Below are 23,686 nucleotides of genomic sequence, written 5' to 3'. Positions count from 1 at the left end.
ACAACGCATTCCGGTAATCGCGAATGCAAGAGCAGCTACCATTTCCAAAACCGATTGCGCGGCACCCGTGGATCTATTTCGAGCTGAGAAGATCGCAACTGTCCCGGACCGATCACATCATGACTGCCGCTTTTGCGGAGTGAAGCTTACCCTCGTCAGAACGATCATGGAATCTGAAAGCGGAGTTGTCATTCATACGTTTGAATGCGAGCGGTGCGGAGACCGCACTTGGACCGACTAAATTGAAATCGGGAAAGCGATCGAACAGAAGCTGGCCAGCACCGGGAGCTGCTGCCTGCGTTTCCGTAAAAACGGCCTTACACTCCGAAGGAATGTCTCATCTGACTCGCGATGCGCTGGACGGCGTCCGTGTATTGACCGTGGTTGAAGTGCTGATCGGCGACGTAAAAAACTAAAATGATGCCTACACCTAGCAATAAGCCTTTCACGAAATGACGCTCCTTGAAATCTGGGCGGCTCCGAACGTCTTGAGGATTCCGGCATTCTAGTCGGGACCTCGGTGCGCGTCGGCTCTGGCGACCGGCTCGCCTCCAGCGTTCTGTTGTCGCGTACCATCCAGGAAGCTAGTCGAGCGTAGCCACGCCTTAGCGCTGGCACGAGCCATTCCCGTGGCGGGTCTCGATCCATCTGAGGAGAATTGCAGGGTTGCTTTAAAGAATGCTTTATCAGCCTATCCGGAATCAACCGAAACGACGCAAAACTGAGGGCTCGCTCACATGGATTAAGCCCAATGTCCTCGCCGTAGGGTCCACCGTAAGTCGAAATTCCAACTTTCTTGAATGCAGCAAGCGCTAGGGTTGGGAGTGAGCGACGGTACCTCACCCTGAGCAGGGGCTCGCCATGGAACGTCTATACCTGGGCATCACCGTTACCAGCACATACACCTTGGTCACGATTGCACTGATCCTGGCTTTCCTGCACTGACCCGGCGGCAGAATTACTCGGCCACTGATATCGAACCCGAGCTTCCGGCTTGCCGGATGAATCAGGCAGGGGAACACCTGTTCGCGTAAAAGCACCAGTGCCCCTATCTGGCGCTGGTGCTGTAGCTGCGCAAGCGTGTAGCGTGCACCGCTGCGTGCTTCCGCAAATTGGCCTGCGCAGGACAATGCGCCATTGGTCTATACGGAACTCGCAAACGCGGTCCGGAATACCTTTCTTCCATGCATGCCGATTATCCGAAATCGGCTAGAAATCCCGACTGAGGTTGCCAAGGAATTCGCGGCCAACATGCGGCTGTTCCATGCCGAGTACGATCCTCTCAAGCGAGACGGGATCGCGACTGACACCCGGACATCCTGCTCCAGCACATGCCGATGGGCGCGAGCTGCGGCTGATCGCCTCCCCAAAAAGAGACGGCCCCAGAGAGAGGGGCACACTTGCTGGGGCCGCAAGTTTTCACTTTGATCGTCCAAGGCGCTGTCCGGCAGAGGACAACGCTCGAACATGCGACAACCCGCCCCGCGCCGCGCTCGTTCCAAAAGGAAACGGCCCCAGCATGTTGGAACGAATGCTGAGGCCGCCTTACCGCGCCGCTTCGAAGTACATGGGATGTCCGGCGCCACGCTCCTAGTGGCTGGCGTATTCTTACGGGTATGTGATACCCGGTTTGGGATATGCCCCGTCTATGCATTTTGTGCCAAATCTTACCTATCAGGATTTTGCACACCTTCCTGGGGCTAGGGCCAACGCCGTCCGCTGCATACTGAGCGGACGGCGTTGTGCTGTGAGGTGCCCAAAGAAGCGGCCCCAGCACCTCTGGGGGCCAAGGGCCGGTGCTGGAGCCGATACCCGATCCGCCGATCGGTTGCGTCAATCCTGCACCGGGTTCAAATCCCTCGCTATGGCCGGCGTACAACAGTGTCCCGGTTCCGCGGTGCTCCCCATCTTCCGTTCCTCGCCTGGGAACCTTTTCGCCGTTCCATCTTTTTGATGTCAGGGCAGCAACGTCAGCTTTGGAGAGAGGAGCCATGAAGCGGCGGCGACGAGTACAGCAGATATTCCCCCTTGAAGAACGGCTTACCGATGAAGCCGAACGGCTACGCAGACGGGCTCAGGCACTCCCCCCAGGTCGAGAACGCGAGTCGTTGCTAAGACGGGCGCGACACGACGAAACAGCCGCTCATTTGACGGAGTGGCTGATGTCTCCCGGTCCGCGCGCTCCGATCTAGGAGGCCGTCATGCAGACCGATCACCACCATCATTTCGACGGCGTTGAAGCCGCCTTTATCTGCGCTGCGGCGGTGTCGTTTGCAGCCCTCGTCGCCAGTATGACTTGGCTGTTTATGCAATGAGATTTCCGATTGGAGGCCGCCTCAGTTGGCGGCCTCTTCGTTTCTTGCTCCCGCACTGGGCTGGCATCGCTTTTACTTCTTGTCGGCCATCGCTTCCTTGGGCGGCGGCGGCGGCTTGATGCCCGCCGTCAGCATGCGGATTTTCCACTGGCCGCCTTCCTTGACGTAGACGGCGGACCAGAACAGCGCGCGCAGTTTCGGTTCGACGTTGAAGGTGACATCGACGTCGCCCGCCGCCATTGCCATATCGTTGCCGAGCGGCTGGGCATAGTTGACTTTGACGGCGATCCCGTCCTCACCGTCCTTGAAGTAAGCTTCATAGGTCGCCTTGAGATCGGTTTGCACTTGTCCAACCACGTTGACCTGGACGCCGTCCTTTGAATAGAGCGACGCAACGCACGCGGCATCATGCTTGGCGATACAGTCGGTATAGGCCGCGCCTATTTTCTCCACCTCGGACTGGAGGTCCTGCGCGCGGACGGGCGCGACCAATGTGATGGCTGCCAGCGAAGTAGTGATAAACAATGCTTTCAACATGAAATCTCCCCTCGTTGGTCGGAGCGGAATTGCTCCAGTGTACGCCGGGAAAACCGGCGCACCGTTGGAACAATCCTTCGAGATAGGAGAAGAGCCAGCTTTAAGGCGTCATTGAAAATTTGTTGGGTAATCGGGCCTCGTACGAGAAACAGTTTTGCACGAGACCGCAAGCAAGGCGAGAGGATTGTATTTGCGCGTCGTACAATGTCAGCACGCCTCCCCTTTCAAGCGGATTGATCGGCGGCAGACCAAAACAAAGGCTCCGCCGCGCGCAGCTGAGGCGCATCCACGTGGGTTAGCTCGGAATCGGAGTTTGCTCAGCGCACCTGTCGACTTACAATGAGGTGCGGATTGGCCGGTGTGCCCACACCCGGACCATGCTTATCGCGATAAGGGATCGCCGCTCCGCCCCCACGGAGCGACGGTCCCGGCCGGGCTATTTCTCTCCACCAGGCCAATATTTCGCTCTGGTGGCGATCCAACGCACGGCATCAGCTTCAGTATCGAAGTCTCCGATATGAGAATCTGGCCCGTTGCCCGTCTGGACCGCCACAAACCAGCGACCATTCCTTGTCTTCTCGGGCTGAAACTGAGGCGTCTTGTTCGTCATGTCGCTCAATATGCGACTTCGACCTCTGACATTCCAGTGTGCGGCAGCTGCGGCGCCAATCTTTGAGAGGTGCGCGGATGGCGTTTCGCAACGAGACCGCCCGTCATACGAGGCTCTCACAAACTGCGTTCATGGAATGCTTGACCGGATTCCGGAAGGCCAGCGTCCATCAAGGTTGGGCGACCTTTTCAACCAGCAGTTTTGAGCGGAATTATTGGAATCACTATGCATGCCTCGATTTTCGGAACGCTTACGGTAGAGGCGGCGTGTGCACCCTCCACTGATTGAGGGCCAAGTCTTTCATGGCGCTGTGTCAGTAGTGCCCTTGAACACGGCTCCACGCGAACGGCTCGTGCTCTGCACGCCACCGGTTACAGTGCACCTAGTCCCTACAATCCTCGAACCGTGACGTAGATGCCGCCCTTGTCGAGCTTCTCGACCGTATACGTGATGTCCAGTCCCATCTTGGAGAATGCCTCCAGGCCCGCCTTGTCGACGTCAGCCCCGCGGCATGGCACAGGCTGCGTATACAGGTTAGCTGCACAAGCGAGCTGGTGCTCGCTGCCGCTTTGCTGTCGGACGTCCTCGATACGATAGGTCGTCTTTGAAACGTCGAATGCGGCCGACAGTGCTGGGTCTTTGTCCATAACCGGAGCCATACTGGCCGGATTGTTCTGCTGGACGATGCTGTCACCATCACACGGACAGCAGCCCACCGCTACCGAGGTATACAATCTGCGGGAGCGCTGTGGGAAGCTGGCCGCCGCTGTCTATGCGAAGGACTACTCGCCGTCACAAAAGACCGCGACTGGTGGCAGTGAGATGTTCAATTACGAGAACCACTACAGCCAGAAGCTCAACAAATGTTTCTACCTCGAAGTTGCTACGTTCTTCGAGAAGAACGAAAGGTCGACCTCAATGCGTCTGTACGACCTCAATGAGAACAAGGAGTATGGGCACTATTGGCATTCCTTCGGATCGTTGAATTCCGTAGATTGCGGCGTGGGTGACACCCGATGCTCAACCGAGGATGAGTTTCGCAAGCTCGCAAAGCCGTATCTGGAAGAGTAAGAGGCGGCGCGCCGATGGTCCGCTCCTCTGAGGCATCAGGAACATACAGCTGGGACATCGCCGGGACAAATGGGACGCGCGCTAAGACTGTCAGGGAAGGATGCGCGCGGTGGCACCTGTTTCAACCACCCGCGGGCTCAGCCAGCACGTAGACCAGCGCCGCGATCACGATCGCCATCCAGACCAACGAGAAGTCGGTATTACGGCTTTTTCATTATTCGGGCGACCATGGGCGGGACCTCGCTTTGGATGAAGGTCATCGCTTCTCCGGTTACCGCGCCCATCTTCTTCATCGCCGTCTGAGCAACCGGCTTCGAATAGAACTGTGCTAACGCATCCATTTCTTCGACCGTCAGGTGTTTCGCCATGGCCAGACGCATCTGTTCGATATAACGGGTCAAAAATGCCTGATTGGTCATTTCCGCGATGAACGCCCGCTTTTGCTCGTCACTGGCGCCGGCAAGCTTTGCCGCGAGATTTGGGGCCATGTCCTTCATCAATTCTGCCGGCCTTTGAGCCGCGATCAGACGATCCGCTGCGGCCAATGTTTCCGCTGTTTGTGCAAACGCAGGACCGGAAGCGACCACCCCCACCGCGAGCACTATTGCTGTCACCACACGGATGCTGTTCGCAATTACGACCATCCTGTTAGCTGCTTTGGCCATCCACGTTGTTCCTTTGATCCTGCCCTGGATCGACCCCAAGTAGCATTTTGCGGGGGTGCGAGGTTGGAGTTTTTGGCCGGCGAGTCCCCGCCGTCACCGTGTCGAGGAGCCTGATGCTTCGCAGAGTGGATCAAGATCACTGAGCGAGTTTCGTCTCAATCCGATACGAAACAACCGAAGATGGGTCGCCCAGAGGGCGGCGTCCGTGCGGCATCTCGTGAACTTGGCAACAAGGCACCCGAGCGCGGGACAGTGATAACGACGCCGGCATGCAATGCCGGCGGGGCCCGCGGACGAGTGCCTCCGGCGAGCGACACATTATATATCTTCTACTACTTGCGCGCGGGATCGAAGCCGAACGGCCGAGACGCCGCACGGCTCGGTCGACGAGAGCCCATTGCGGCGATAGCCGCACGCGCCTGCGTTAGATGAAGCAACGCGATAACGCGAAGATGATCGACTTGACCAAATGGTCAACGGTCATACCGAGATGACGCAAGCCCGCCGATCTGAGCGCGAGATGCAGCAACTTTGCCCAGCTTGACATTGAGCGATCGGGCTCAATGATGTCAGCTGCGCTTCATGGCAATCGACACATCTGCAGACAAGCCAGCCAGTGTCGACAGCAAGCGCGCTGTCAACGCGCGATATAATGTGTTGTCACCTCGCCATCCGGAAAACGGCGCATGGCCAGCCGAGATGCGCGTCGACATGCTCGCGGCATATCTCGATTTCAGAAGCGTGCGCGAATTGGCGCTTGCCGTTTCCCGGGGCGATGCGCCGTCACCGACGAGCAGTCGCGGGACTGGCCGGTCGCGAGAAGCAATTTGGGCAAAGGTGATCGTTGATGAGCATGTTGCAGGCAGCCGTGCCCTCAGGCAGAATCTGCCGGCACACGATCTGGCAGCGTTGGTATGAAGCCTCCCAAGACCGTTCTGAGATTGCCGAGGTATTGCAGAAGAAAGCCGTTGAAGAGTGGCCGATGGGCCTACTTCTTCGAGCCGCCGACCTGGGCACGCGCGCAAGGGTGTCACGTCAAGGCGAAAGCACTTGGCGAGGATTACGGCACGGCGGTCGAGCGTGCCGAGTACGTTCTTCTGCCGGCCTTCGACAGTTGGCGCTCGCGCGGAATGACCGATCTCGTTCCGATTGGGGTCGCCCCGGGGTCCTTTGACTGGCTTGTCGGCATCTTCAAGTCCCATCAGAAGTGGAAAGAAATCGATCACAAGACCCAGCGGCTTTACGAGCAGGGCCTGTCCCTCTTCGCCAACTACAGACTGAAGGATGGCACCCGCGCCGGGTCGAAGCAGATTTCGCAATACACGAAGAGTTTCGCCGATACGGTCTATGCGAAGCTGCTCGTGGTTGAAGAGAAAGACGCGGACGGCAATGTTGTCGAACGCGAACGCCGCCGCTTCGCAAATGCCGCGATGGCCGCTTGCAGACGTGCCTGGTTCATCGGCCAGCGTGCTCAGGAAAAGCTCGTACCGGCGGTCAATCCGTTCTCTCGAATGGGCCTGAAGGCGCGCTCACCGGGCAAGCCGGTCCGAGAGACCCCGACCGCGACCTGGGACGACCTCGTGGCGTTCAGGCAGGCTGCGAGGAAGCTCGGATACTTCTCGGTTGCAACGGCAGCGTTGGTGACCTGGGAATGGCTGCAGCGCGAGGAGCATGTGTTCGGCGCCTTCGAGATTACGCACTATCGTCCAAAGGAGCGGCCCAACAGCGTCAAGATCGTCCATCCCAAGAACGGGGAAGAAGCCTGGTGGCCGCTTTTCGATGACCGGGGAGAAGCCCTCTTCCCGGAGCTGATGGCCGAGCTCGACGTCATCAAGCAAGACATGGTTTCGGGGCTGGTTTTCCGGCGCGACCACGCGCACCGCAAATCGACTACCCCATTACCATGGATCACCGAACGGAAGGATCTGCGGTACCTGCGCAGCGTCGTGAAGGACATCGTGGCGGCAGCCGGCATTCGGTCTGAGCTTTCGTTTACCTCGTTCCGCCATGGCGGTTTCACGGAAGGGGCCGACAGCGACCTGACAGACGCGGAACTGCGTGCCGCCGGCCGCCACCGGTCGGCGCGGCAATTGCCGACCTATGCGAAACGGACGCGCAAACAGCTGATATCGGGGACCAGGAAACGGCGTGAGGAGCGAACAAAAGCAGCCGGTTTGTCGGAATAGACATGGCTGCTTTGTCGGAATGACCGCTACGAGGGCTTACCTAAGCTATTGAAAAGCTTGGTGGGCGCACCAGGGCTCGAACCTGGGACCCGCTGATTAAGAGTCAGCTGCTCTACCAACTGAGCTATGCGCCCGGAACTTGTCCGGAAATGACCCTCGCAAGAGAGGCCGTCGTTTAGCAAAGCGATTCCGCGATGTCCAGCAAGCTAGAGCAAGTTTTCCCGACTTTTACGCGCCCTCCCGACAGCCGAAAGGCCGCCGGATTCCGGCGGCCTTTCATGGGCTTGGCGAGGGCGCCGGCGGCAGGCTGTCAAAGCCTGCCCGAGCGCTCCTGATCCGGACCGTCATCGCGGTCGAAGTGATGGTCGCGGCCGCCGCGCTCCCAGCGGTCCATGCCGCGCTCGAGGCGGTGGCGACGCCAGCCCTCGGCGCCGAAGCCGCGGCCCTCCATGTGGGTGAGCATGGTCAGCCGCCGCTTCTGGTTGTCGTCGAGCGTCTTGTAGAGCGGGTCGGCGGCATCCGCGATCTTCTTCAGCGACGTCGCAGTCGCGGCCATGTTGTCGGCGCGCTCGCGCAGGCGCACGACCGGATCATCCGGCTTCTCGGCCTTGTTCGCATCGGTCTTCTCCGCCGCCATCCGCGCATTGGCGCGATCGAGCCGCATCTTGGCGAAGTCGCGCACCGCGGCTTCGACCGGCGGCCACAGCTTCTCCTGATCGGCGGTCAGCTTCAGCCCGGCATGGACAGCTGCGATCCGCGCATCAAGGAACGCGGCCCGATCCTCGGGGCTCATCCGCATATGGCCATGGAACCAGGGGCGATGCTGGGCATAGACCGCGGTCGAACCGGCTATCGTGAGCGCCGCGATGCCGGCGAGCAGAACTTTCTTCATCCAGACCTCCTTTGAAGGTTGCTCGAAGATGATGCCGCCGGCTGCCGCCTTCAACTTACGGATTGGACAGAGAGAGCTTTCTTGCCAAGATGTAATCCGCTTCATTTCCCTTCAGAAACAACCAAAGCGCGAGATCGCGCTTTGGTTTTCTGATTGGCGCTAAATCATTCCCAGCAGTCGCGGCAGCCACAGCGAGATCTCCGGCACGTAGGTGATCAGGCCGAGGAACACCAGCATCGCGCACAGCCACGGCAAGACCGAGATCGTGATCTCGGAGATGCCCATCTTGGCGATGCTGCTCGCAATGTAGAGGTTGAGGCCGACAGGCGGATGGCACAGCCCGACCTCGGTGTTGACGATCATCAGGATGCCGAGATGCACCGGGTGCACGCCGAGCTTGGTCGCCAGCGGAAACAGGATCGGCGCCATGATCAAAAGGATCGACGACGGATCCATCACGTTGCCGGCGAGCAGCAGGATGACGTTGACGACGAGCAGGAACATCCACACCGAGAAGTTCTTGTCGATGATCCAGGCCGCCATCTCCTGCGGGATCTGCTCATGCGTCATCAGGAACGAGAACAGCACCGCGTTGGTGATGATGTAGAGCAGCATCGAGCTCATGCTCGCCGCCTGCAACAGCACCTTCGGCACCTCGGAGAGCTTCAGCTCCTTGTAGACGAACACGGTGATGAAGAAGGCGTAGGTCGCGGCGACCGCGGCGGCTTCGGTCGGCGTGAAGATGCCGCCATAGATGCCGCCGAGCACGATCGCGATCAGCGAGAGGCCCCAGATGCTTTCGCGGAACGCCGTGAACTGCTGGGCGATGGTCGCGCGCGGCATCTTCGGATAGCCGTTGCGCTGCGCGACGAAGAAGGTCACCGCGGCGAGCATCAGCGCGAGCAGCACGCCCGGCACGATGCCGGCCATGAACAGCGCGCCGATCGAGGTGTTGGTGGAGACGCCGTACAGCACCAGGATGATGGAGGGCGGCACGAGGATGCCGAGCGCGCCCGAGGTCGAGATCACGCCGACGCCGAACCGCTTCGGATAGCCGTGATCGACCATCGCCGGCATCATGATCGAGCCGATCGCGACCACGGTGGCGACGCTCGAGCCCGAGATCGCGGCGAACATCGCGCAAGCCGCGACGCCGGCGAGCCCAAGGCCGCCGGGCAGATGCCCGACTAATGAGGTCGTGAACGCGATCATGCGCCGCGCGACGCCGCCGCGGGTCAGGAACGTGCCGGCCAGGATGAAGAACGGAATCGCCATGATGCCGAAATTGTCGAGGCCCGAAAACAGCTTCAATCCGACGCTCTCGATCGGCACCTCGGTCATGGTGAACAGGAAGGTGAGCACGGTCAGGCCGAGCGAAATCGAGATCGGCATGCCCGTCAGCATCAGGGCAAACAGCAGTCCGAAAATAAGTGCGGCGCTCATCACGCTTCTCCAAGCGCGACGGGCGCGGTCTTGCTGGTCTCGACGCCATCGACATGGGAGGCGTCATGGTGCGGCAGCTCGTCGGTCCACCAGTAATTCCAGCATACCTGCAGGAAGCGGAAGCACATCAGATAGGAGCCGAGCGGGATGCAGGCGTAGACGATCCAGCTCGGGATCTCCATGTCGGGTGAGACCTGGTCGGTGTGCATCAGTTCGAACACGAACTTGGCGCCCATGGTGCCGACGATGCCTGTGAAGAGTGCGCCGCCGAGCAGGCCGAAGATGATGGTGCGCTTGCGCCAGTAGTCGTTGAGGCGGTTGATCAGGACGTCGACGCCGACATGGACACCGGCGCGCACGCCATAGGCGGCGCCGAACTTCGCCATCCAGATGAACATGTAGATGCAGAGTTCCTGCGACCATGCGAGGTTGATGCCGAACAAATACGGATAGAGGACGGGCACGTCGACCAGGAAGCGGTGCACGACCGTGACGAAGGTCAAGAGCGTCGCGGCGCCCATCAGGCTCGCGATGATGATTTCCTCGAGCCGGTCCAGAATCTTCAGCAGCATAGATCTCCCCTGTCATGGCCTGATGCGGCAACCGGCCACGGCACCCAGGCCGCGGCCTCGCGCGGCCGCGGCATCGTTATGTTTTGCGGTTCAGATCCGCGATTGATTGAGCATGATCCTTCCGGAAAACCGGTACCCGCTTTTCCGGATCACGCCTCAGTTCATCGGGCTGCGGCCCGTTTCCTTGAGGAATTCGTCGATCAGCGGCTGGCCGACGCGCGAGGCGACGTCCTTGTAGACCGGCATCATCGCCTTGCGCATCGCCTCGTCCTGCTCCGGCGTCAGGGCGACGATCTCGGTCTTGCCGGCCTTCTTGATCGCCTCGAGCGCGTCGTCGTTCTCCTTGGCCGACTGGCTGTTGCCGAACTCGGTGGCTTCCTTCATCGCCTTGGAGAGCTGGTCGCGGATATCGCCCGGCAGGCCGTCCCAGAACTTCTTGTTCACGACCACGACGTAGCCGATGTAGCCGTGATTGGTGACGGTAGCGTACTTCTGCACCTCATGCATTTTCTGGGTGTAGATGTTCGACCAGGTGTTCTCCTGGCCGTCGACCACGCCGGTCTGCAGCGCCTGATAGACGTCCGAGAACGCCATCACCTGCGGGATCGCGCCGAGCGCGCGGAACTGGGCCTCCAGCACCTTCGACGACTGGATGCGGAACTTGAGCCCCTTGTAGTCGGCCGGCGCGACCAGCTTCTTGTTCGCGCTCATCTGCTTGAAGCCGTTGTCCCAATAGGCGAGACCGGTCATGCCCTTGGAATCCAGCTTCTTGAGCAGCTGGGCGCCGAGCGGACCGTCAGTCACCTTGCGCAGCGATTTCAGGTCGGGAAGGATGTAGGGCAGATCGAAGACTTCGAATTCCTTGATGCCGATCGGGCCGAACTTCGAGTTCGACGGTGCCAGCATCTGCACGGCACCGAGCTGCAGCGCCTCGAGCTCTTCCTTGTCCTTGTAGAGCGTCGAGTTTGGATAGACCTCGACCTTCACTTTGCCGCCGGTGTACTTCTCGGCGAGTTCCTTGAACTTGTCGGCCGCCTTGCCCTTCGGCGTATCCGAGGCCACCACGTGGCTGAACTTGAGGACGATCGGCGACTGCGCCGACGCCTGCCCGACAAAGGTCAAAGCCGCGATCGACGCCGCAGCCAAAATGAACTTACGCATGTTTCCTCCCGCGTAATTGCGGAGCGCGAATACCGGCCCCGAGACATCCGGTCGCACCATTACAGAGAAGCAACGACGATTGCCATTGCCCCTTTAGCAGGGGCTAATTGGGCCGTTGCTGCACTGCAAAATCAGACTGCGACGGTATTCCCTGCGGCTCTTGCGACCGCTCGATTGACTTCGCCCCACGCTGTGCCCGGCCGGCGGCGTGCGGTCAATGCGGGGTTTGGCAATGGCGGGTTCGCCGGTCGCGAATGCTGGAGCGTGCCAGCAGCGTTGCGAGGAGCGGCAACGATAAGCACCAAGCATTCGGTGTCATCACCCGCGCACGCGGTGATCCAGTATTCCAGAGGCGCGTGTGCTTGAGCCGAGAGGCCGCGGCGTACTGGATCGCCCGGTCAAGCCCGGCGATGACAGGTGTGTGGGACAAGACTCTCTCCCCACGTCGTCCCGGCGAAGGCCGGGACCCATACTCCGCAGCAGACGTTGTTGAAGGGACTCGTCGTTCCGACATCGTAACAATGACCATTCGTGGTCATGGGTCACGGCCTGCGCCGGGCCGACACGGAATGTGTTGCGCGATCTGTGAGTCACGCCTCCACATCCTGGCGACATGATTTGCTCGAGTCTTGCTCTTCATTCCGTCCTCCGCGACCAGAGGGCAAAGGGAAAGCCGGGTGCCGATCGCACGCATGGGTCCCACGCAATAAAAAACGCGAGAAATAGGACCACGTGCGGAACGGCGACCTGTGAAGCCTTACGATATCAGCCGCGCCGCGAATGTGAATTCGATTACAGCCTGTACTTTACGAACGTTGTATCTTATAGTTGTGACGAAAGGTGGACTCTAAATCTTAGAGCGCCACCATCCGCGCGAATTGATTAAACGTGTTGCAAATCTCGAATACCGGTACGCCTCGAAAGGCCGTCTGGCTGCAATCCAAAAAGCAACACAACGACAAATTTGACACCGCTCCGTCGGCGAAGTGTGAGCAGAAGCTAGAGCGCAACACTTACCTCGCTTGAATCATGCATTCTTGGGGGAACAATGTATTGGACCGGCGCAAAGGGCATTGGACTACTGAAAGCTGCTGTCTGCGTTGCCGGATACCTGACCTTCCAATTGTCGGGTTATGCAGAAGCACAACCGGCAGGAAGTTATCAGAAGACCTGCAGGAACAGTCGCATCGAAAACAATGCTCTTCTCAGTTCATGCCGTGACAAGAACGGTCACTATCACGACACGTCTCTTGCGGAAATCAGCCGTTGCTCCGGCGAAGTATCGAACGACAACGGGAGTTTGCGCTGCTCTTCCTACGGCGCGCTGCCGGCCGGCACGTATCAGCAGACATGCCGGAACAGTCGCGTGGACAATGACACCCTCTACGGTTCATGCATGGATTCGCATGGCGGCTATCACGACACGTCTCTAGCTCAAGTCAGTCATTGCAATGGATCGTCAATTCTCAACGACAATGGCACACTTCGTTGCTCGACCGACGGCGCAGCTCCAGCAGGAAGCTACTCGAAGTCATGCGGACGAGTTCGCACCGACAACGGCACGCTTCTTGGAGAGTGTCGGAAGATCGGCGGCGGCGACCGAGCCGCATCCTTGCAAGAATATAAAAAATGCTGGAGCGGAACCGACATCCTGAATGTCGACGGCTACTTGTCGTGTGAGAAAGGCGATCAACCTTCGCCCGTCGGAAGTTACAAGGCGACCTGTCGTGACCCGGTGATGACCGCAGGCGTGCTGTCGGCGCAATGCCTGAATTATCACCGAGACTTCAAGCCGGCATCACTCAACGTATCGCAGTGTCGACAGCCGATCGAGAACCACGACGGTCACCTCAGCTGTGGTCATGTCGCTCAGAAGCCGGTACCGGCGCCCGCGCAGGGGTTTTCAGCCGTCGAGGTTTTCAACTGCCAGACCAGTCGACGTCTCATAACCGTGTGGGCGATCGGCTCGGATCAGCGATGGGACAAGAAGGGGCAAGTCGACTCCAGTTATGTGGATAATCTCTGCCCGGGCGGACCGCCCGGCCTGGTCGTACAGCTCACGCCTGGGCCGAACGTCATCCGTGCCCTCGACCCGACCCAATGCAACGGCGCGGACGATCCGCAGAACTTCAATTGCAGGGTTGATGAGTTGACCGTTACCGGGCTTTCCGGTGGACCCGTGGCACCTTATCCGGTCGGCAATTTCTAGTGGTTCGCGCCTTCGCAGTTGTTTTGACGATGTGGTTTCCTGGTCTGGTCGGTGGCGTGCGTACCGACTAGGTCGTTCGCTGCCGCTATGCACGAAAAGTGTTGAGATCGCCATGGGCAAACGACTTAGCCGTCGGCATGTCTTGGGTGCGGCCCTGTCGGCAGCCTGCGCGAGGCAGCCGCTGCGGGCTGCGCTTGCAGCCGGAGCGGCTGCGAATGCCGATGATGATTATCTCATATCTGCAGGCCTCGCGCTTTCCCGGTCTGATGAGCAATTGGCAGACGGCTTCGCTGCCATCAAGGCCAGGCAGTTCAAGACAGGGCAGGAAAAGATCACCGCGGCACAGCTCACGGCGGTCGATGGCATCATTTCAGGCAAGATGTTCCTGGCGCAACTCTCGATAAGCGACGTGTTCTTGCGCCGTGTTGCCGAACCGATCCTCCATTGGCTGCACTCCCGGATCATCGAAACCCAGTACATGCTGAACGCCCTCGAACCTTCGCTGGCACGCCTTGGAACCGACCTCGCCTTTTCCGCGGCGGCGGACGTTTGGGGTCTGGAGTTCGTGTACAGCATGGATCTCAGGCGCTCCCTTCGCACCCGTCCCGAGGTGCTTCGCAAGCTCCTTGCGTTGCAGGCCATCGCGGAAATCGATGCAGCGATCCAGGCCAGCGCTCAGCCGGCGACGCTGAAGCAACAACTCGCCGGAGCACTGCGGGATTTGTTCGCGCGGCTCGGCATTCCAAGCGCAGGCCGCGACATGCCGTTCGAGAACCTTAGCCAACAGATACGCGCCGCCGAGTTGCAGGTTGGGGAGGTGCGGAATCGGGATGTGTACCGGCACCTGGAGCCCGACCGCGTCACTCGATCCGCTTCTTCCGTCGCCGCCCACATGCCGTACGACTGCCTTGTGCTCGCCGTTCATTGTGGACGCCAAACCTGCTACCTCTTCGCCCTGCACCCATCCGGCGCCGTGCGTTTCGTCCTGATCGGCGATAAATGGGATCTGAAGGCTGAAGCCGAGACGGCACAGGAGCGGCTGTCGTCCACCGACCTGCCGCCGGGCGCAGCGCTCAGGTCCCTATCCGGCAGGCTGCTGTCGCCGGTCGCCGATTGGCTGGCGAAGGCGTCCGCGCTATGGTTCATCCCCGATGGGCCGCTGACTTATTTCCCCGTTTCAGCGCTGCTGCTGCCGGGCACCGACGAGCCAGTTATTTCCCGGATGTCCGTGACTATCTTGCCGGCATCGCTGGCGGCGTTTTCGGCCCGGATCCCAACACCAGAGCCAGCGCGGCAATCCGGGCCTCCGCTCGTGGTTGGAATCGGCCAGTTCAAATCTCAACCACCCCTGCGGTTCGCCGAGCTTGAAGCCAGGGAAGTTGCGGGCCTGGTTCACGCAAAGCCGCTGCTTGCCGAGCGGGCAACGCCGGCTGCATTGAGCAAGGCCATGGCGACCGCAGGGATGATCCACGTCGCTTCGCACGCGACGATCGAATGGAAAGCTCCCATGCTGTCGGCGCTGGTGCTGCGGGACGGTCAGGGCAACGACGCGTTTCTGCGCGCCTTTGATATCCTGGGCATGGACCTGAACGCATCGCTCGTCGTCCTCAGCGATTGCCAGACCGGCTTCATCCGCGACGGATCGGACGGCGTGCTCGCAGAATCAAACCAGGACTATGACACGACTGACGGGCTCGGGATCATCCGAGCTTTTCTTGTCGCTGGCGCGTCCTCGGTCATTGCCACCCACTGGCGCGTGGACGACGAGACGACTGCTGCCTTCATGCGCACGTTCTATCAGCATGTGACCAAGCTCAGCAGCATCGGCGGCCCCGTCGAAGCGCTGCGATTGACACAGGATCTGTATCGACGACAGGGGAAGCCGGCGCGGCAATGGGCGCCGTTCTTCCTCGCCGCGCGAGGTTACGATGGCTAGGATCTTTCGCCGGATATTATTTGCAGCTTTGTTATTTGCCGCGTCACCGGCGACGGCTGAAACGCTGCGCGGGATGCGCGGTGACTGGAGTCTTACGGTCGTGGCGGGCTGGCACGGTCTCCGCTACGACGGAATTGTCAACCACATGCGCAACACGACGGACGAAACGCAAAAGCTCATGGGCAAATACTGGCTCGTCAAAGCCAGGGCCGACACCGCCGATGCAATCGTTACCAATGAAGTCAACGCGCTGACGGTCATCATCGTCGAGAGCGCGCCGCATGGTTCAACGATGACGATCCCTCCTGGGGAGGCGCGGGAGTTCTGGCAGGCGTATTTTCGACAGCACGCGCTTGCGCAAAACATCAGACAATATGAACTCAGATCGACGTGGGGCGGCACCCCGCGTCCTGGACACCGTGTGGCGAGCGCGGTCTGGACCTTTGTTGAGGACGGCTTCACGTTTTTCGAGGAGATGGTGTTCATCTCGCGGTCCGATCGTTTCACGCAAATCAGCTTGCGGGCAGTGGAGAAGGATTTCGAACCTTCCCGCCCGGCCCTTTGGACCATGGTCAAGACCATCAACTTCAATGAGGAGCGCTAATGCTGGACATCGGGAAGCCGAGCCGCCGCACTGTTCTGGCGACGATCGCCGGCGCAATGCTCATGATCAAGTCACGTCCGGGCTGGACGCAGAGCGAGCTCTATTTCGAGATCATTGAGAATATTCTGCACCGCGTCGACGGCTCGTCGTCACGCGGCACCGGTGAGCCGACGCCGGAAGAAGATTCGCAAGCGGATGCATTCCTGGCAACCGCCCCGGCCGGGCGGCTTCACCCGTTCGTCGTCGCGCAGTGGTTCCTCAACCAGCCATCACACTGGACAACCCAGACTCCGCCCGGTCGACGGAGCCGGGCCAACCCGGTCATCATCAAATTCTTTACGCAGGCGACGCGGCTGCAGCAAACCAATGGCGACGAGACCTGGTGGTGCGCGGCGTTCGCCAATTGGTGCCTGCTGCGCGCACAGCAGGCCCGAACCGACGACGCTCGTTCAAGCAGCTTTCGGAACTGGATGACGACCACGGCCGCGCCTCAAGTCGGCGACATCGCTGTTTTCCAGAACAACTCTACGCCGACTCTCGGCCATGTCGGTTTCTATGCTGGCCCGGCATCAGGAGGTCGCATCCGGATCCTCGGCGGCAATCAGCATGATGGCGGGCTTCCGACGGTCTGCGAACGCGATTTCGTCACGGCCGGCAAGTCGCTTACGCTACACTCCTTCCACCGGGATCCCGGCTGGCCCAGCCTGGCCTGACCTGGGACCGCCATTCAGCTGCGGTCGGGATGTCGATCGCCGAGACGACCCGCCAATGCAACAACCCGCTCTGCGCGGGACCAGCGCGCCCTTGGGCACGCGTCGTCGAACGTCACAGCCCCATCCAGCCCATCACGGCGCCAAACGATGCCCACAGCGTCCATCCGAGCCCAAGGAGGCAGATCAGCGCAGCCGCCATCGCAATGGTCAGCAACAGACCGTCCTCCTGCAAATACGCGATCGCGATCAGGACGACCACCACTCCGGGAATGACGTTGACCAGCGGCAGCGGCCAGCCTGCCGAGAAGGCCAGCAGGAAGACGACCAATCCGACGAGACGGTCGATCACGTCGCGACGCGCGTCCCAGCGCGGCCGGCTGAGGCGCTCGATCGCCTGGAGCATCGGGCGCACCCGCACGGTGAACCGCTTGAAGCGCTTGAAGTCGAACTGTCGCTTCGACACGAACTGCGGAAACGACGGCGCGCTGTGGCCAAGCATCATCTCGACCGCCGGAAACAGCAGCGCCAGCGTCGCGATCGTCGCAACGCCCGGAATGATGACCAGGAGCCCGAGCAGCAGCAGGAGAAGACCGAACGAGCGCTTGTCCAGGTTGCTGAGGAGCCATTCGAGATCGACGGGGCCGTCCGGTGCTTGAGCGACGAGTTCCTCAAGAAGTTGGGACGTGTGGGTGGGCGCCAATGGGGCTCCGGACGACGGGGACATACCAGCCAAGTTGGTCAGACTCGGCATCGATTGCAACAGCTGCCGAAGCAGACTAGGAAGCATGGGTGACCAACGATTCCGATCAGGCGTGGCAGCGCCATTCGCCGTCAAGCCCGGTTCCCGCCGCTCGCCGCCGCTGGCCGTGGTTCCTGCTTGTCATCATCCTCGCCTGCGCGGGCGCCGGGGGTGTCTATGCTTGGCCGCAAATCGAGCCGCTGGTCACCTCGCTGGGCAACGCCGCGCCGGCTGATAAAGCGGCCGCTGGCGACAAGGAGGCGATGCCGGATCTGCTCGCCACCCAGCAGAAGCTCGAGGACGACATCGGCGCACTCGGCAAGTCGGTGGCGGACCAGCAGGAGCAGTTGAAGAGCATCGTCGACCAGCTCGCGGCCCTGACCTCGAAGGTCGACGCGATGCAGCGCCCTGCTCCGGCCCCCGTGCCACCGCCGGCCGTGGCAACGGCCGACCAACCGCAGGCACCGGTCGCCCACGCCGCGCCGAAGCCGAGAAAGCCGCCGGTTCGCGCTCCAAAACCGGCAGGTCCGATTTCGACCGGTGGCGCGCCGCTCAACGTGGCACCCGGCAATCATTGAGCTGCGCGCCGCGGTTTATCCGCGCGGCCGCTCCATGCCTGCCCGCTTGATGGCCGCGCGCAGAATATCGGTATCCGAGGAAAGAAAATCGATCAGGCGGCTCGCTGCTTCGGGCGATCTGGAGTCGCTGACGACAGCGGCCGTGAAGGTTTGAACGAGCTGGAGATCCGGAGGCAGCAGGCCAACGACATCGATGCCGGTCTCTTGCACCAACTCGCTGGTTGGCCCGATCGAGAAATTTGCCTTGCCTGCCCTCAGCGCTGCGGCGGCTTCGGTTCCTCGCGCCTCGAGGGTGAGCCGCACCGTGTCCGGCAGATTGAGCTTCGGGAAGATCTTGTCGCGGACGAACTGTCCGCTGGTGCTGCTCGGCGCCACCACCCGGCCCGCGTCGATCAAGGCTTTCCTGAGGGCGATGGCGTTGCCGATGTCGGGCTTGGGATCGCCTGCCCGAACCGCCGCGGCCAAGGGAGCCGTCGCCAGTCCGGCCTCGGACCCCGCACGAATCCGTCCGTCCTCGGTCAGCCCTTTGAGCCCCTCGCGCGAGAGGATCACCACGTCAGCCTGGGTGCCGTGCGCAAGCTGGTGCCGGATCGTTTTCGGACCGGTGCCCTCCGATGCGCCGGATCCGGTTTCCACAGCGATGCCCGTGCTGCGCTCGAATTCAGGCAGCACCTCCCGGTAGACCGCAGCGAAGCCGCCGGAGATGATGACCTTGATCGTCGTCAATTGCGGCGGCTCCACGTGTCCGTCCCGGCGAGCGCTATTCCGCCGCAGTCCGGATATCGATCTTCTCGGCGCGGACGGCGCAGAACTTGAACTCCGGAATCTTGCCGAACGGATCGAGCGCCGGGTTGGTCAACAGGTTCGCCGCCGCTTCCGCGTAGCAGAACGGCATGAAGACCATGTTCTCGGGCACGTCGCGGTCGGCGCGGACCTTGACCTCGACCGCGCCGCGGCGCGTCTCGAGACGGATGAAGTCGCCGGGGGCGAGCCCCTTCTTGCGCATGTCCTTTGGCGTCATGAACGCGACGGCTTCGGGCTCGATCTGGTCGAGCACCTGGGCGCGACGCGTCATCGAGCCGGTGTGCCAGTGTTCGAGCACGCGGCCGGTCGACAGCACCATCGGATATTCGTCGTCGGGCAGTTCGTCCGGCGGGATCACCTTGGCCGGCACGATCTTGCCGCGGCCGCTCTCGGTCGGGAAGCCTGTGGTGAAGATGATCTCGTTGCCCGGCTTGTCGGGAGCGTCGACCGGATAGGTCACCGCGCCCTCGCGAAGCAGCCGCTCCCAGGTGATGTTCTTCAGCGACGGCATCAGCTCGGCCATCTCGGTGAAGACCTCGCCGGGCCCGGCGTAATTCCACGGCAAGCCCATCCGCTTGCCGATCTCCTGGATGATCCAGAGATCCTGCCTGGCATCGCCCGGCGGCTTGATTACCTCGCGCGCCAGCTGCACGCGGCGGTCGGTGTTGGTGAAGGAGCCGGACTTCTCGGCGAACGCCGAGGCCGGCAGGATGACGTCGGCGTGGAACGCGGTCTCGGTGACGAACAGATCCTGCACCACGAGATGATCGAGCTTGGCCAGCGCCTCGCGCGCGTGCTGCAGATCCGGATCGGACATCGCGGGATTTTCGCCCTCGACATACATGCCGTGGATTTCGCCGGCGTGGATCGCGTTCATGATCTCGACGACGGTCAGCCCGCGCACCGGATCGAGCTCCTGCCCCCACAGCTTCTCGAAGGCGCCGCGCATGTCGTCACGGCCGACCGGCTGATAGTCCGGCAGGAACATCGGGATCAAGCCGGCATCGGAGGCACCCTGCACATTGTTCTGCCCGCGCAACGGATGCAGCCCGGTGCCGGGGCGGCCGACCTGGCCGGTGATCAGCGCGAGCGCGATCAGGCAGCGCGCATTGTCGGTGCCGTGGACATGCTGGCTGATGCCCATGCCCCAGAAGATGATCGACGACTTGGCACTGGCGTAGGCACGCGCGACCTCGCGCAGCGTCTCGGCGGGAATGCCGCAGATCCGAGACATGCGCTCCGGCGTGAACTCCTGGATCTTCGCCTTGAGATCGTCGTAGCCCTCGGTGTAGCCGGCGATGTACTGCTCGTCGGTCAGGCCTTCGGTGATGATGGTGTGGATCATCGCGTTCAGCATCGCGACGTCGCTGCCCGGCTTGAATGCGAGGTGCTTGGTGGCATGGCGCGACAGCGTCTGCCGGCGCGGGTCCATCACGTAGAGCTTGGCGCCGCGCTTGGCAGCGTTCTTGATGTAGGTCGCGGCGACCGGATGGTTCACGGTCGGATTGGCGCCGATCACCCAGATCACTTCCGCATCGGCCGCGGCCGCGAACGGTGCGGAGACCGCACCCGAGCTCAGTCCCTCGAACAACGCCGCCACCGACGAGGCGTGGCACAGCCGCGTGCAGTGGTCGACATTGTTGGAGCCGAAGCCGGTGCGCACCAGCTTCTGGAACAGATAGGCCTCTTCGTTGGAGCCCTTGGCCGAGCCGAAGCCGGCGAGCGCCTTGGCGCCCTTCTCGTCGCGGATCTTGCGCAAGCCCGCCGCGGCGAGATCGAGCGCCTCTTCCCACGAAGCCTCGCGGAAATGGGTGTAGGGATTGGCCGGATCGACCTGATCGTTGGCATCCTTCTTGACGCCCGGCAGCCGCACCAGCGGCTTGGTCAGGCGGTTCGGGTGGTGGACGTAGTCGAAACCGAAACGGCCCTTGACGCAGAGCCGGTTGTGATTGGCGGGACCATCACGGCCTTCCGCATAGATCACCTTCTCGTCCTTGACCTGGTAGGTGACCTGGCAGCCGACGCCGCAATACGGGCACAGCGAATCCACCTCGCGATCCGGATAGGTGACGCGCGTCTGCTTGTCGTCGAGCATGACCGCCGGCATCAGCGCGCCGGTCGGGCAGGCCTGGACGCATTCGCCGCAAGCCACGCAAGTGGACTCGCCCATCGGATCGTCGAAGTCGAACACGATTTTCGCATCGTGATTGCGATAAGCCATGCCGATCACGTCATTGACCTGCACCTCGCGGCAGGCGCGCACGCACAGGCCGCACTGGATGCAGGCGTCGAGATTGACGCGCATCGCCGGATGGCTGGTGTCCGGTTGCCAGCGCTCGGCCGCCGGGAAGCGGCTTTCGGTCACGCCGGTCTTCTCGGCCCAGTGCCAGAATTTCGAATCCGGATCGTGCGAGGTCTCGCGCGCCGGCTGATCCGCCACGAGCAGCTCCATCACCATCTTCTGCGCCGCGACCGCGCGCTGGCTGGCCGACTTCACCTTCATGCCGACCGAAGGCGTCCGCTTGCAGGATGCCGCCAGCACGCGTTCGCCTTCGATCTCGACCATGCAGGCGCGGCAATTGCCGTCCGGCCGGTAGTCCGGCGCCGGCGAATAGCAGAGATGCGGAATCTCGGTGCCCTGGCGCTTGGCGACCTGCCAGATCGTCTCGCCGGCCCGCGCTTCGACCTGGTGGCCGTCGAGTTCGAACTGGATCGTCGGGCCCAGACCCTTCTGCGTAGAGTTCTGATGGTTGCTCATTCAAATCCTCGTCGAAATTCGCCTGCTCGACCCCGCCTATTCGGCGGCCTGCTGCGGACGAAACCCGTCCGGAAAATATTTGATCACTGACGTCAGCGGATTGGAGGCCGCCTGACCGAGGCCGCAGATCGACGCGTCGCGCATCGCCTGGCTCAATTGGTCGAGCAGTTCCTTGTTCCAGACCGGCTGCTGCATCAACAGCGCCGCCTTCTCGGTGCCGGCGCGGCAGGGCGTGCATTGCCCGCAGCTCTCATCCTCGAAGAACTTCATCAGGTTCAGCGCGGCCTCCCTGACGTCGTCGGTCTGCGAGAGCACGACGACAGCGGCGGAGCCAATGAAGCAGCCGTATTTCTCCAGCGTGCCGAAATCGAGCGGGATGTCGTCCATCGAGGCCGGCAAGATGCCGCCGGACGCGCCGCCCGGCAGATAGGCCTGCAAGGTATGGCCGTCGGCCATGCCGCCGCAGAACTCATCGATCAGTTCGCGCAACGTGATGCCGGCCGGCGCGAGCTTGACGCCGGGATGCTTGACGCGTCCCGACACCGAGAAGCTGCGCAGGCCGTGGCGCTCGTTGCGGCCGTGGCTCTTCCACCAGTCGGCGCCCTTCTCGACGATGTCGCGCACCCACCACAACGTCTCGATGTTGTTGATCAGCGTCGGCAGGCCGAACAGCCCGACCTGGAACGGGTATGGCGGCTTGTGCCGCGGCAGGCCACGCTTGCCCTCGAGCGATTCCAGCAGCGAGGATTCCTCGCCGCAGATATAGGCGCCGGCGCCGCGCCGCATGTGCAGCACAGGGCCCCCCGGCGGCAGCTTGGCGATTTCGCGCGCGAGGATCTCGCGGCAGGCCGGGTATTCGTCGCGGATATAGATGTAGATCTCGGGCGCCTCGACCACATGCGCGCCGATCAGCATGCCCTCGAGGAAGCGATGCGGATCGGTCTCGAGATAATAGCGGTCCTTGAAGGTGCCGGGCTCGCCCTCGTCGCCGTTGACCGCCATCAACCGCGGACCGGGCTCGCCGAGCACGGCGCGCCATTTGCGTCCGGTCGGAAAGCCGGCACCGCCGAGGCCGCGCAGCGAGGCATCATCGAGCGCCTTCAGCAGGTCTTCGCGCGGCAGTTCGCCCGAGCGCAGCCGCGTCAGCAGCCTGTATCCGCCGTCGGCGACATAGGCGTCGTAGCCGACATAGTTGGGGAGATGCACGTGGGTGTCACTGCCCTTCGCCGCCGCGAGCACATTGGTGACGGTCGCATGATCGACGAAGTTGTGGCCGACCTCCGCCGCGGGTGCCGTGTCACAACGGCCAACGCACGGCGCGCGCACCACGCGGATGCCGGGGCCGGCACGGGACTGAAGATCGCTCAGCAGCTTCTCGCCGCCCAGCATCGCGCAGGTCAGCGAATCGCACACCCGCACGGTCAACGGCGCGATGTCAGGCTCGCCCTCCTTCACGATGTCGAAATGCGCGTAGAAGGTCGCGGTCTCGAACACTTCGGCGAATGACAGCTTCATCTCGTCGGCGAGCGCGGCCAGATGCGCCGCCGAGATCTGATGGTATTTGTCCTGGATCAGATGCAGGTACTCGATCAAGAGGTCGCGCTGCCTCGGCCGGTTCGCGAGCAGCGCCTCGATCTCATGCGCGGACACGGGATCGACCTGCCGTCCCTTGGGCGTGGCTTTCGCCCGCTTCCTGCCCTGTCCGGGATGCTCGAACGCGCGGACCTTGTGAACGTCGTCTCCGCTCATGAAACCTCGCCTTGGAACTCCGCTCTTGCGCAAATCGCGCTTGCTGAACCAACTCTATTCTCTGGCATGCCACAGGCAAGCAGATTTAGAACGTCTCTAGGAGCGTCGGGTTGCCGCGCAGGTCATTGTTAATGTTTGCCTATC

General features: G+C 61.7%; 19 protein-coding genes and 1 tRNA gene. 8 read left to right on the top strand and 12 right to left on the bottom strand.

Features of this window, described 5'->3' with window-relative positions:
* Positions 1 to 2,387: 2,387 nt before the first annotated feature.
* Positions 2,388 to 2,852 carry a nuclear transport factor 2 family protein gene (locus BI327_RS39325; protein WP_076867008.1) on the bottom strand — a complete coding sequence of 155 codons (465 nt, stop codon included), beginning with the start codon at positions 2,850 to 2,852 and terminating at the stop codon, positions 2,388 to 2,390.
* Between the two features lie 999 nt (positions 2,853 to 3,851).
* Positions 3,852 to 4,109, bottom strand: a complete 258-nt coding sequence (locus BI327_RS39320; RefSeq protein WP_076867007.1) for a hypothetical protein — start codon at positions 4,107 to 4,109, stop codon at positions 3,852 to 3,854.
* Positions 4,110 to 4,146: 37 nt separating this feature from the next.
* Here BI327_RS39320 and BI327_RS39315 point away from each other — a divergent pair, with 37 nt between their 5' ends.
* Positions 4,147 to 4,533 (top strand): hypothetical protein, encoded by a 387-nt coding sequence (locus BI327_RS39315; RefSeq protein ID WP_076867006.1) that lies wholly within the window; start codon positions 4,147 to 4,149, stop codon positions 4,531 to 4,533.
* Between the two features lie 200 nt (positions 4,534 to 4,733).
* On the opposite strand, the gene BI327_RS39310 is transcribed toward BI327_RS39315, so the two are convergent.
* Complete coding sequence (locus BI327_RS39310) at positions 4,734 to 5,198, bottom strand: DUF2059 domain-containing protein (RefSeq protein WP_076867005.1); 465 nt, start codon at positions 5,196 to 5,198, stop codon at positions 4,734 to 4,736.
* A 582-nt stretch (positions 5,199 to 5,780) separates the two neighbouring features.
* Here BI327_RS39310 and BI327_RS42120 point away from each other — a divergent pair.
* Positions 5,781 to 6,116: a hypothetical protein gene (locus tag BI327_RS42120; RefSeq protein ID WP_143271784.1), complete on the top strand. Its 336-nt coding sequence runs from the start codon at positions 5,781 to 5,783 to the stop codon at positions 6,114 to 6,116.
* Between the two features lie 50 nt (positions 6,117 to 6,166).
* A complete protein-coding gene (locus BI327_RS39305) occupies positions 6,167 to 7,384 on the top strand; it encodes a hypothetical protein (RefSeq protein WP_076867004.1) in 1,218 nt (405 codons plus the stop codon).
* 58 nt (positions 7,385 to 7,442) lie between these two features.
* On the opposite strand, the gene BI327_RS39300 is transcribed toward BI327_RS39305, so the two are convergent.
* From BI327_RS39300 to BI327_RS39280, 5 genes are all read right to left on the bottom strand, one after another.
* Positions 7,443 to 7,518 (bottom strand) — tRNA-Lys (locus BI327_RS39300).
* 176 nt (positions 7,519 to 7,694) lie between these two features.
* Positions 7,695 to 8,276 (bottom strand): Spy/CpxP family protein refolding chaperone, encoded by a 582-nt coding sequence (locus BI327_RS39295; RefSeq protein WP_076867025.1) that lies wholly within the window; start codon positions 8,274 to 8,276, stop codon positions 7,695 to 7,697.
* A 159-nt stretch (positions 8,277 to 8,435) separates the two neighbouring features.
* Positions 8,436 to 9,719, bottom strand: a complete 1,284-nt coding sequence (locus BI327_RS39290; RefSeq protein WP_076867003.1) for a TRAP transporter large permease — start codon at positions 9,717 to 9,719, stop codon at positions 8,436 to 8,438.
* A complete protein-coding gene (locus BI327_RS39285; protein WP_076867002.1) occupies positions 9,719 to 10,291 on the bottom strand; it encodes a TRAP transporter small permease in 573 nt (190 codons plus the stop codon). The genes BI327_RS39290 and BI327_RS39285 overlap by 1 nt, the downstream gene beginning before the upstream one ends.
* A 156-nt stretch (positions 10,292 to 10,447) precedes the next feature.
* Positions 10,448 to 11,452, bottom strand: a complete 1,005-nt coding sequence (locus BI327_RS39280) for a TRAP transporter substrate-binding protein (protein ID WP_076867024.1) — start codon at positions 11,450 to 11,452, stop codon at positions 10,448 to 10,450.
* Positions 11,453 to 12,500: 1,048 nt separating this feature from the next.
* On the opposite strand from BI327_RS39280, the gene BI327_RS39275 reads away from it, so the two are divergent.
* From BI327_RS39275 to BI327_RS39260, 4 genes are all read left to right on the top strand, one after another.
* Positions 12,501 to 13,661 (top strand): CVNH domain-containing protein, encoded by a 1,161-nt coding sequence (locus BI327_RS39275; protein WP_076867001.1) that lies wholly within the window; start codon positions 12,501 to 12,503, stop codon positions 13,659 to 13,661.
* Positions 13,662 to 13,773: 112 nt separating this feature from the next.
* Complete coding sequence (locus BI327_RS39270) at positions 13,774 to 15,597, top strand: CHAT domain-containing protein (RefSeq protein WP_083742405.1); 1,824 nt, start codon at positions 13,774 to 13,776, stop codon at positions 15,595 to 15,597.
* Positions 15,590 to 16,201 (top strand): hypothetical protein, encoded by a 612-nt coding sequence (locus BI327_RS39265; protein ID WP_076866999.1) that lies wholly within the window; start codon positions 15,590 to 15,592, stop codon positions 16,199 to 16,201. Before BI327_RS39270 ends, BI327_RS39265 begins: the two co-directional genes overlap by 8 nt.
* On the top strand, positions 16,201 to 16,914 hold the full coding sequence (locus BI327_RS39260) for a TIGR02594 family protein (RefSeq protein WP_076866998.1): 714 nt from the start codon (positions 16,201 to 16,203) through the stop codon (positions 16,912 to 16,914). The genes BI327_RS39265 and BI327_RS39260 overlap by 1 nt, the downstream gene beginning before the upstream one ends.
* Positions 16,915 to 17,026: 112 nt before the next feature.
* On the opposite strand, the gene BI327_RS39255 is transcribed toward BI327_RS39260, so the two are convergent.
* Positions 17,027 to 17,665 (bottom strand): exopolysaccharide biosynthesis protein, encoded by a 639-nt coding sequence (locus BI327_RS39255; protein WP_245335068.1) that lies wholly within the window; start codon positions 17,663 to 17,665, stop codon positions 17,027 to 17,029.
* Positions 17,666 to 17,703: 38 nt separating this feature from the next.
* Between BI327_RS39255 and BI327_RS41230 the strand changes: the two genes are divergently transcribed.
* Entirely contained in the window at positions 17,704 to 18,231 is a 528-nt protein-coding gene (locus BI327_RS41230) for a hypothetical protein (protein WP_083742403.1), read from the top strand.
* A 15-nt stretch (positions 18,232 to 18,246) separates the two neighbouring features.
* Here BI327_RS41230 and BI327_RS39245 read toward each other — a convergent pair whose 3' ends face one another.
* The 3 genes from BI327_RS39245 to BI327_RS39235 are packed head-to-tail and all read right to left on the bottom strand — an operon-like array spanning position 18,247 to position 23,542.
* Complete coding sequence (locus tag BI327_RS39245) at positions 18,247 to 18,957, bottom strand: substrate-binding domain-containing protein (protein ID WP_245335067.1); 711 nt, start codon at positions 18,955 to 18,957, stop codon at positions 18,247 to 18,249.
* A gap of 34 nt (positions 18,958 to 18,991) precedes the next feature.
* Entirely contained in the window at positions 18,992 to 21,793 is a 2,802-nt protein-coding gene (gene fdhF, locus BI327_RS39240; protein WP_076866995.1) for a formate dehydrogenase subunit alpha, read from the bottom strand.
* A gap of 36 nt (positions 21,794 to 21,829) precedes the next feature.
* Positions 21,830 to 23,542, bottom strand: a complete 1,713-nt coding sequence (locus BI327_RS39235) for an NAD(P)H-dependent oxidoreductase subunit E (RefSeq protein WP_076866994.1) — start codon at positions 23,540 to 23,542, stop codon at positions 21,830 to 21,832.
* Positions 23,543 to 23,686: the final 144 nt, after the last annotated feature.

Source organism: Bradyrhizobium mercantei, from assembly GCF_001982635.1.
GTDB classification, from domain to species: Bacteria; Pseudomonadota; Alphaproteobacteria; order Rhizobiales; family Xanthobacteraceae; genus Bradyrhizobium; species Bradyrhizobium mercantei.
The sequence above is the reverse complement of the archived record's forward strand: the minus strand, read 5'-3'. Positions and strand labels throughout refer to the sequence as shown.

Excerpts from the sequence above, each read along its gene's own strand:
- BI327_RS39270 (WP_083742405.1), top strand. The coding sequence starts at position 13,774 with ATGGGCAAACGACTTAGCCGTCGGCATGTCTTGGGTGCGGCCCTGTCG.
- BI327_RS42120 (WP_143271784.1), top strand. The coding sequence starts at position 5,781 with ATGGCAATCGACACATCTGCAGACAAGCCAGCCAGTGTCGACAGCAAG.
- BI327_RS39320 (WP_076867007.1), bottom strand. The coding sequence starts at position 4,109 with ATGGACAAAGACCCAGCACTGTCGGCCGCATTCGACGTTTCAAAGACG.
- BI327_RS39315 (WP_076867006.1), top strand. The coding sequence starts at position 4,147 with ATGCTGTCACCATCACACGGACAGCAGCCCACCGCTACCGAGGTATAC.
- BI327_RS39285 (WP_076867002.1), bottom strand. The coding sequence starts at position 10,291 with ATGCTGCTGAAGATTCTGGACCGGCTCGAGGAAATCATCATCGCGAGC.
- BI327_RS39260 (WP_076866998.1), top strand. The coding sequence starts at position 16,201 with ATGCTGGACATCGGGAAGCCGAGCCGCCGCACTGTTCTGGCGACGATC.
- BI327_RS39255 (WP_245335068.1), bottom strand. The coding sequence starts at position 17,665 with ATGCCGAGTCTGACCAACTTGGCTGGTATGTCCCCGTCGTCCGGAGCC.
- BI327_RS39275 (WP_076867001.1), top strand. The coding sequence starts at position 12,501 with ATGTATTGGACCGGCGCAAAGGGCATTGGACTACTGAAAGCTGCTGTC.
- BI327_RS39280 (WP_076867024.1), bottom strand. The coding sequence starts at position 11,452 with ATGCGTAAGTTCATTTTGGCTGCGGCGTCGATCGCGGCTTTGACCTTT.
- BI327_RS39290 (WP_076867003.1), bottom strand. The coding sequence starts at position 9,719 with ATGAGCGCCGCACTTATTTTCGGACTGCTGTTTGCCCTGATGCTGACG.
- BI327_RS39310 (WP_076867005.1), bottom strand. The coding sequence starts at position 5,198 with ATGGCCAAAGCAGCTAACAGGATGGTCGTAATTGCGAACAGCATCCGT.
- BI327_RS39325 (WP_076867008.1), bottom strand. The coding sequence starts at position 2,852 with ATGTTGAAAGCATTGTTTATCACTACTTCGCTGGCAGCCATCACATTG.
- BI327_RS39295 (WP_076867025.1), bottom strand. The coding sequence starts at position 8,276 with ATGAAGAAAGTTCTGCTCGCCGGCATCGCGGCGCTCACGATAGCCGGT.
- BI327_RS39235 (WP_076866994.1), bottom strand. The coding sequence starts at position 23,542 with ATGAGCGGAGACGACGTTCACAAGGTCCGCGCGTTCGAGCATCCCGGA.
- fdhF (WP_076866995.1), bottom strand. The coding sequence starts at position 21,793 with ATGAGCAACCATCAGAACTCTACGCAGAAGGGTCTGGGCCCGACGATC.
- BI327_RS39265 (WP_076866999.1), top strand. The coding sequence starts at position 15,590 with ATGGCTAGGATCTTTCGCCGGATATTATTTGCAGCTTTGTTATTTGCC.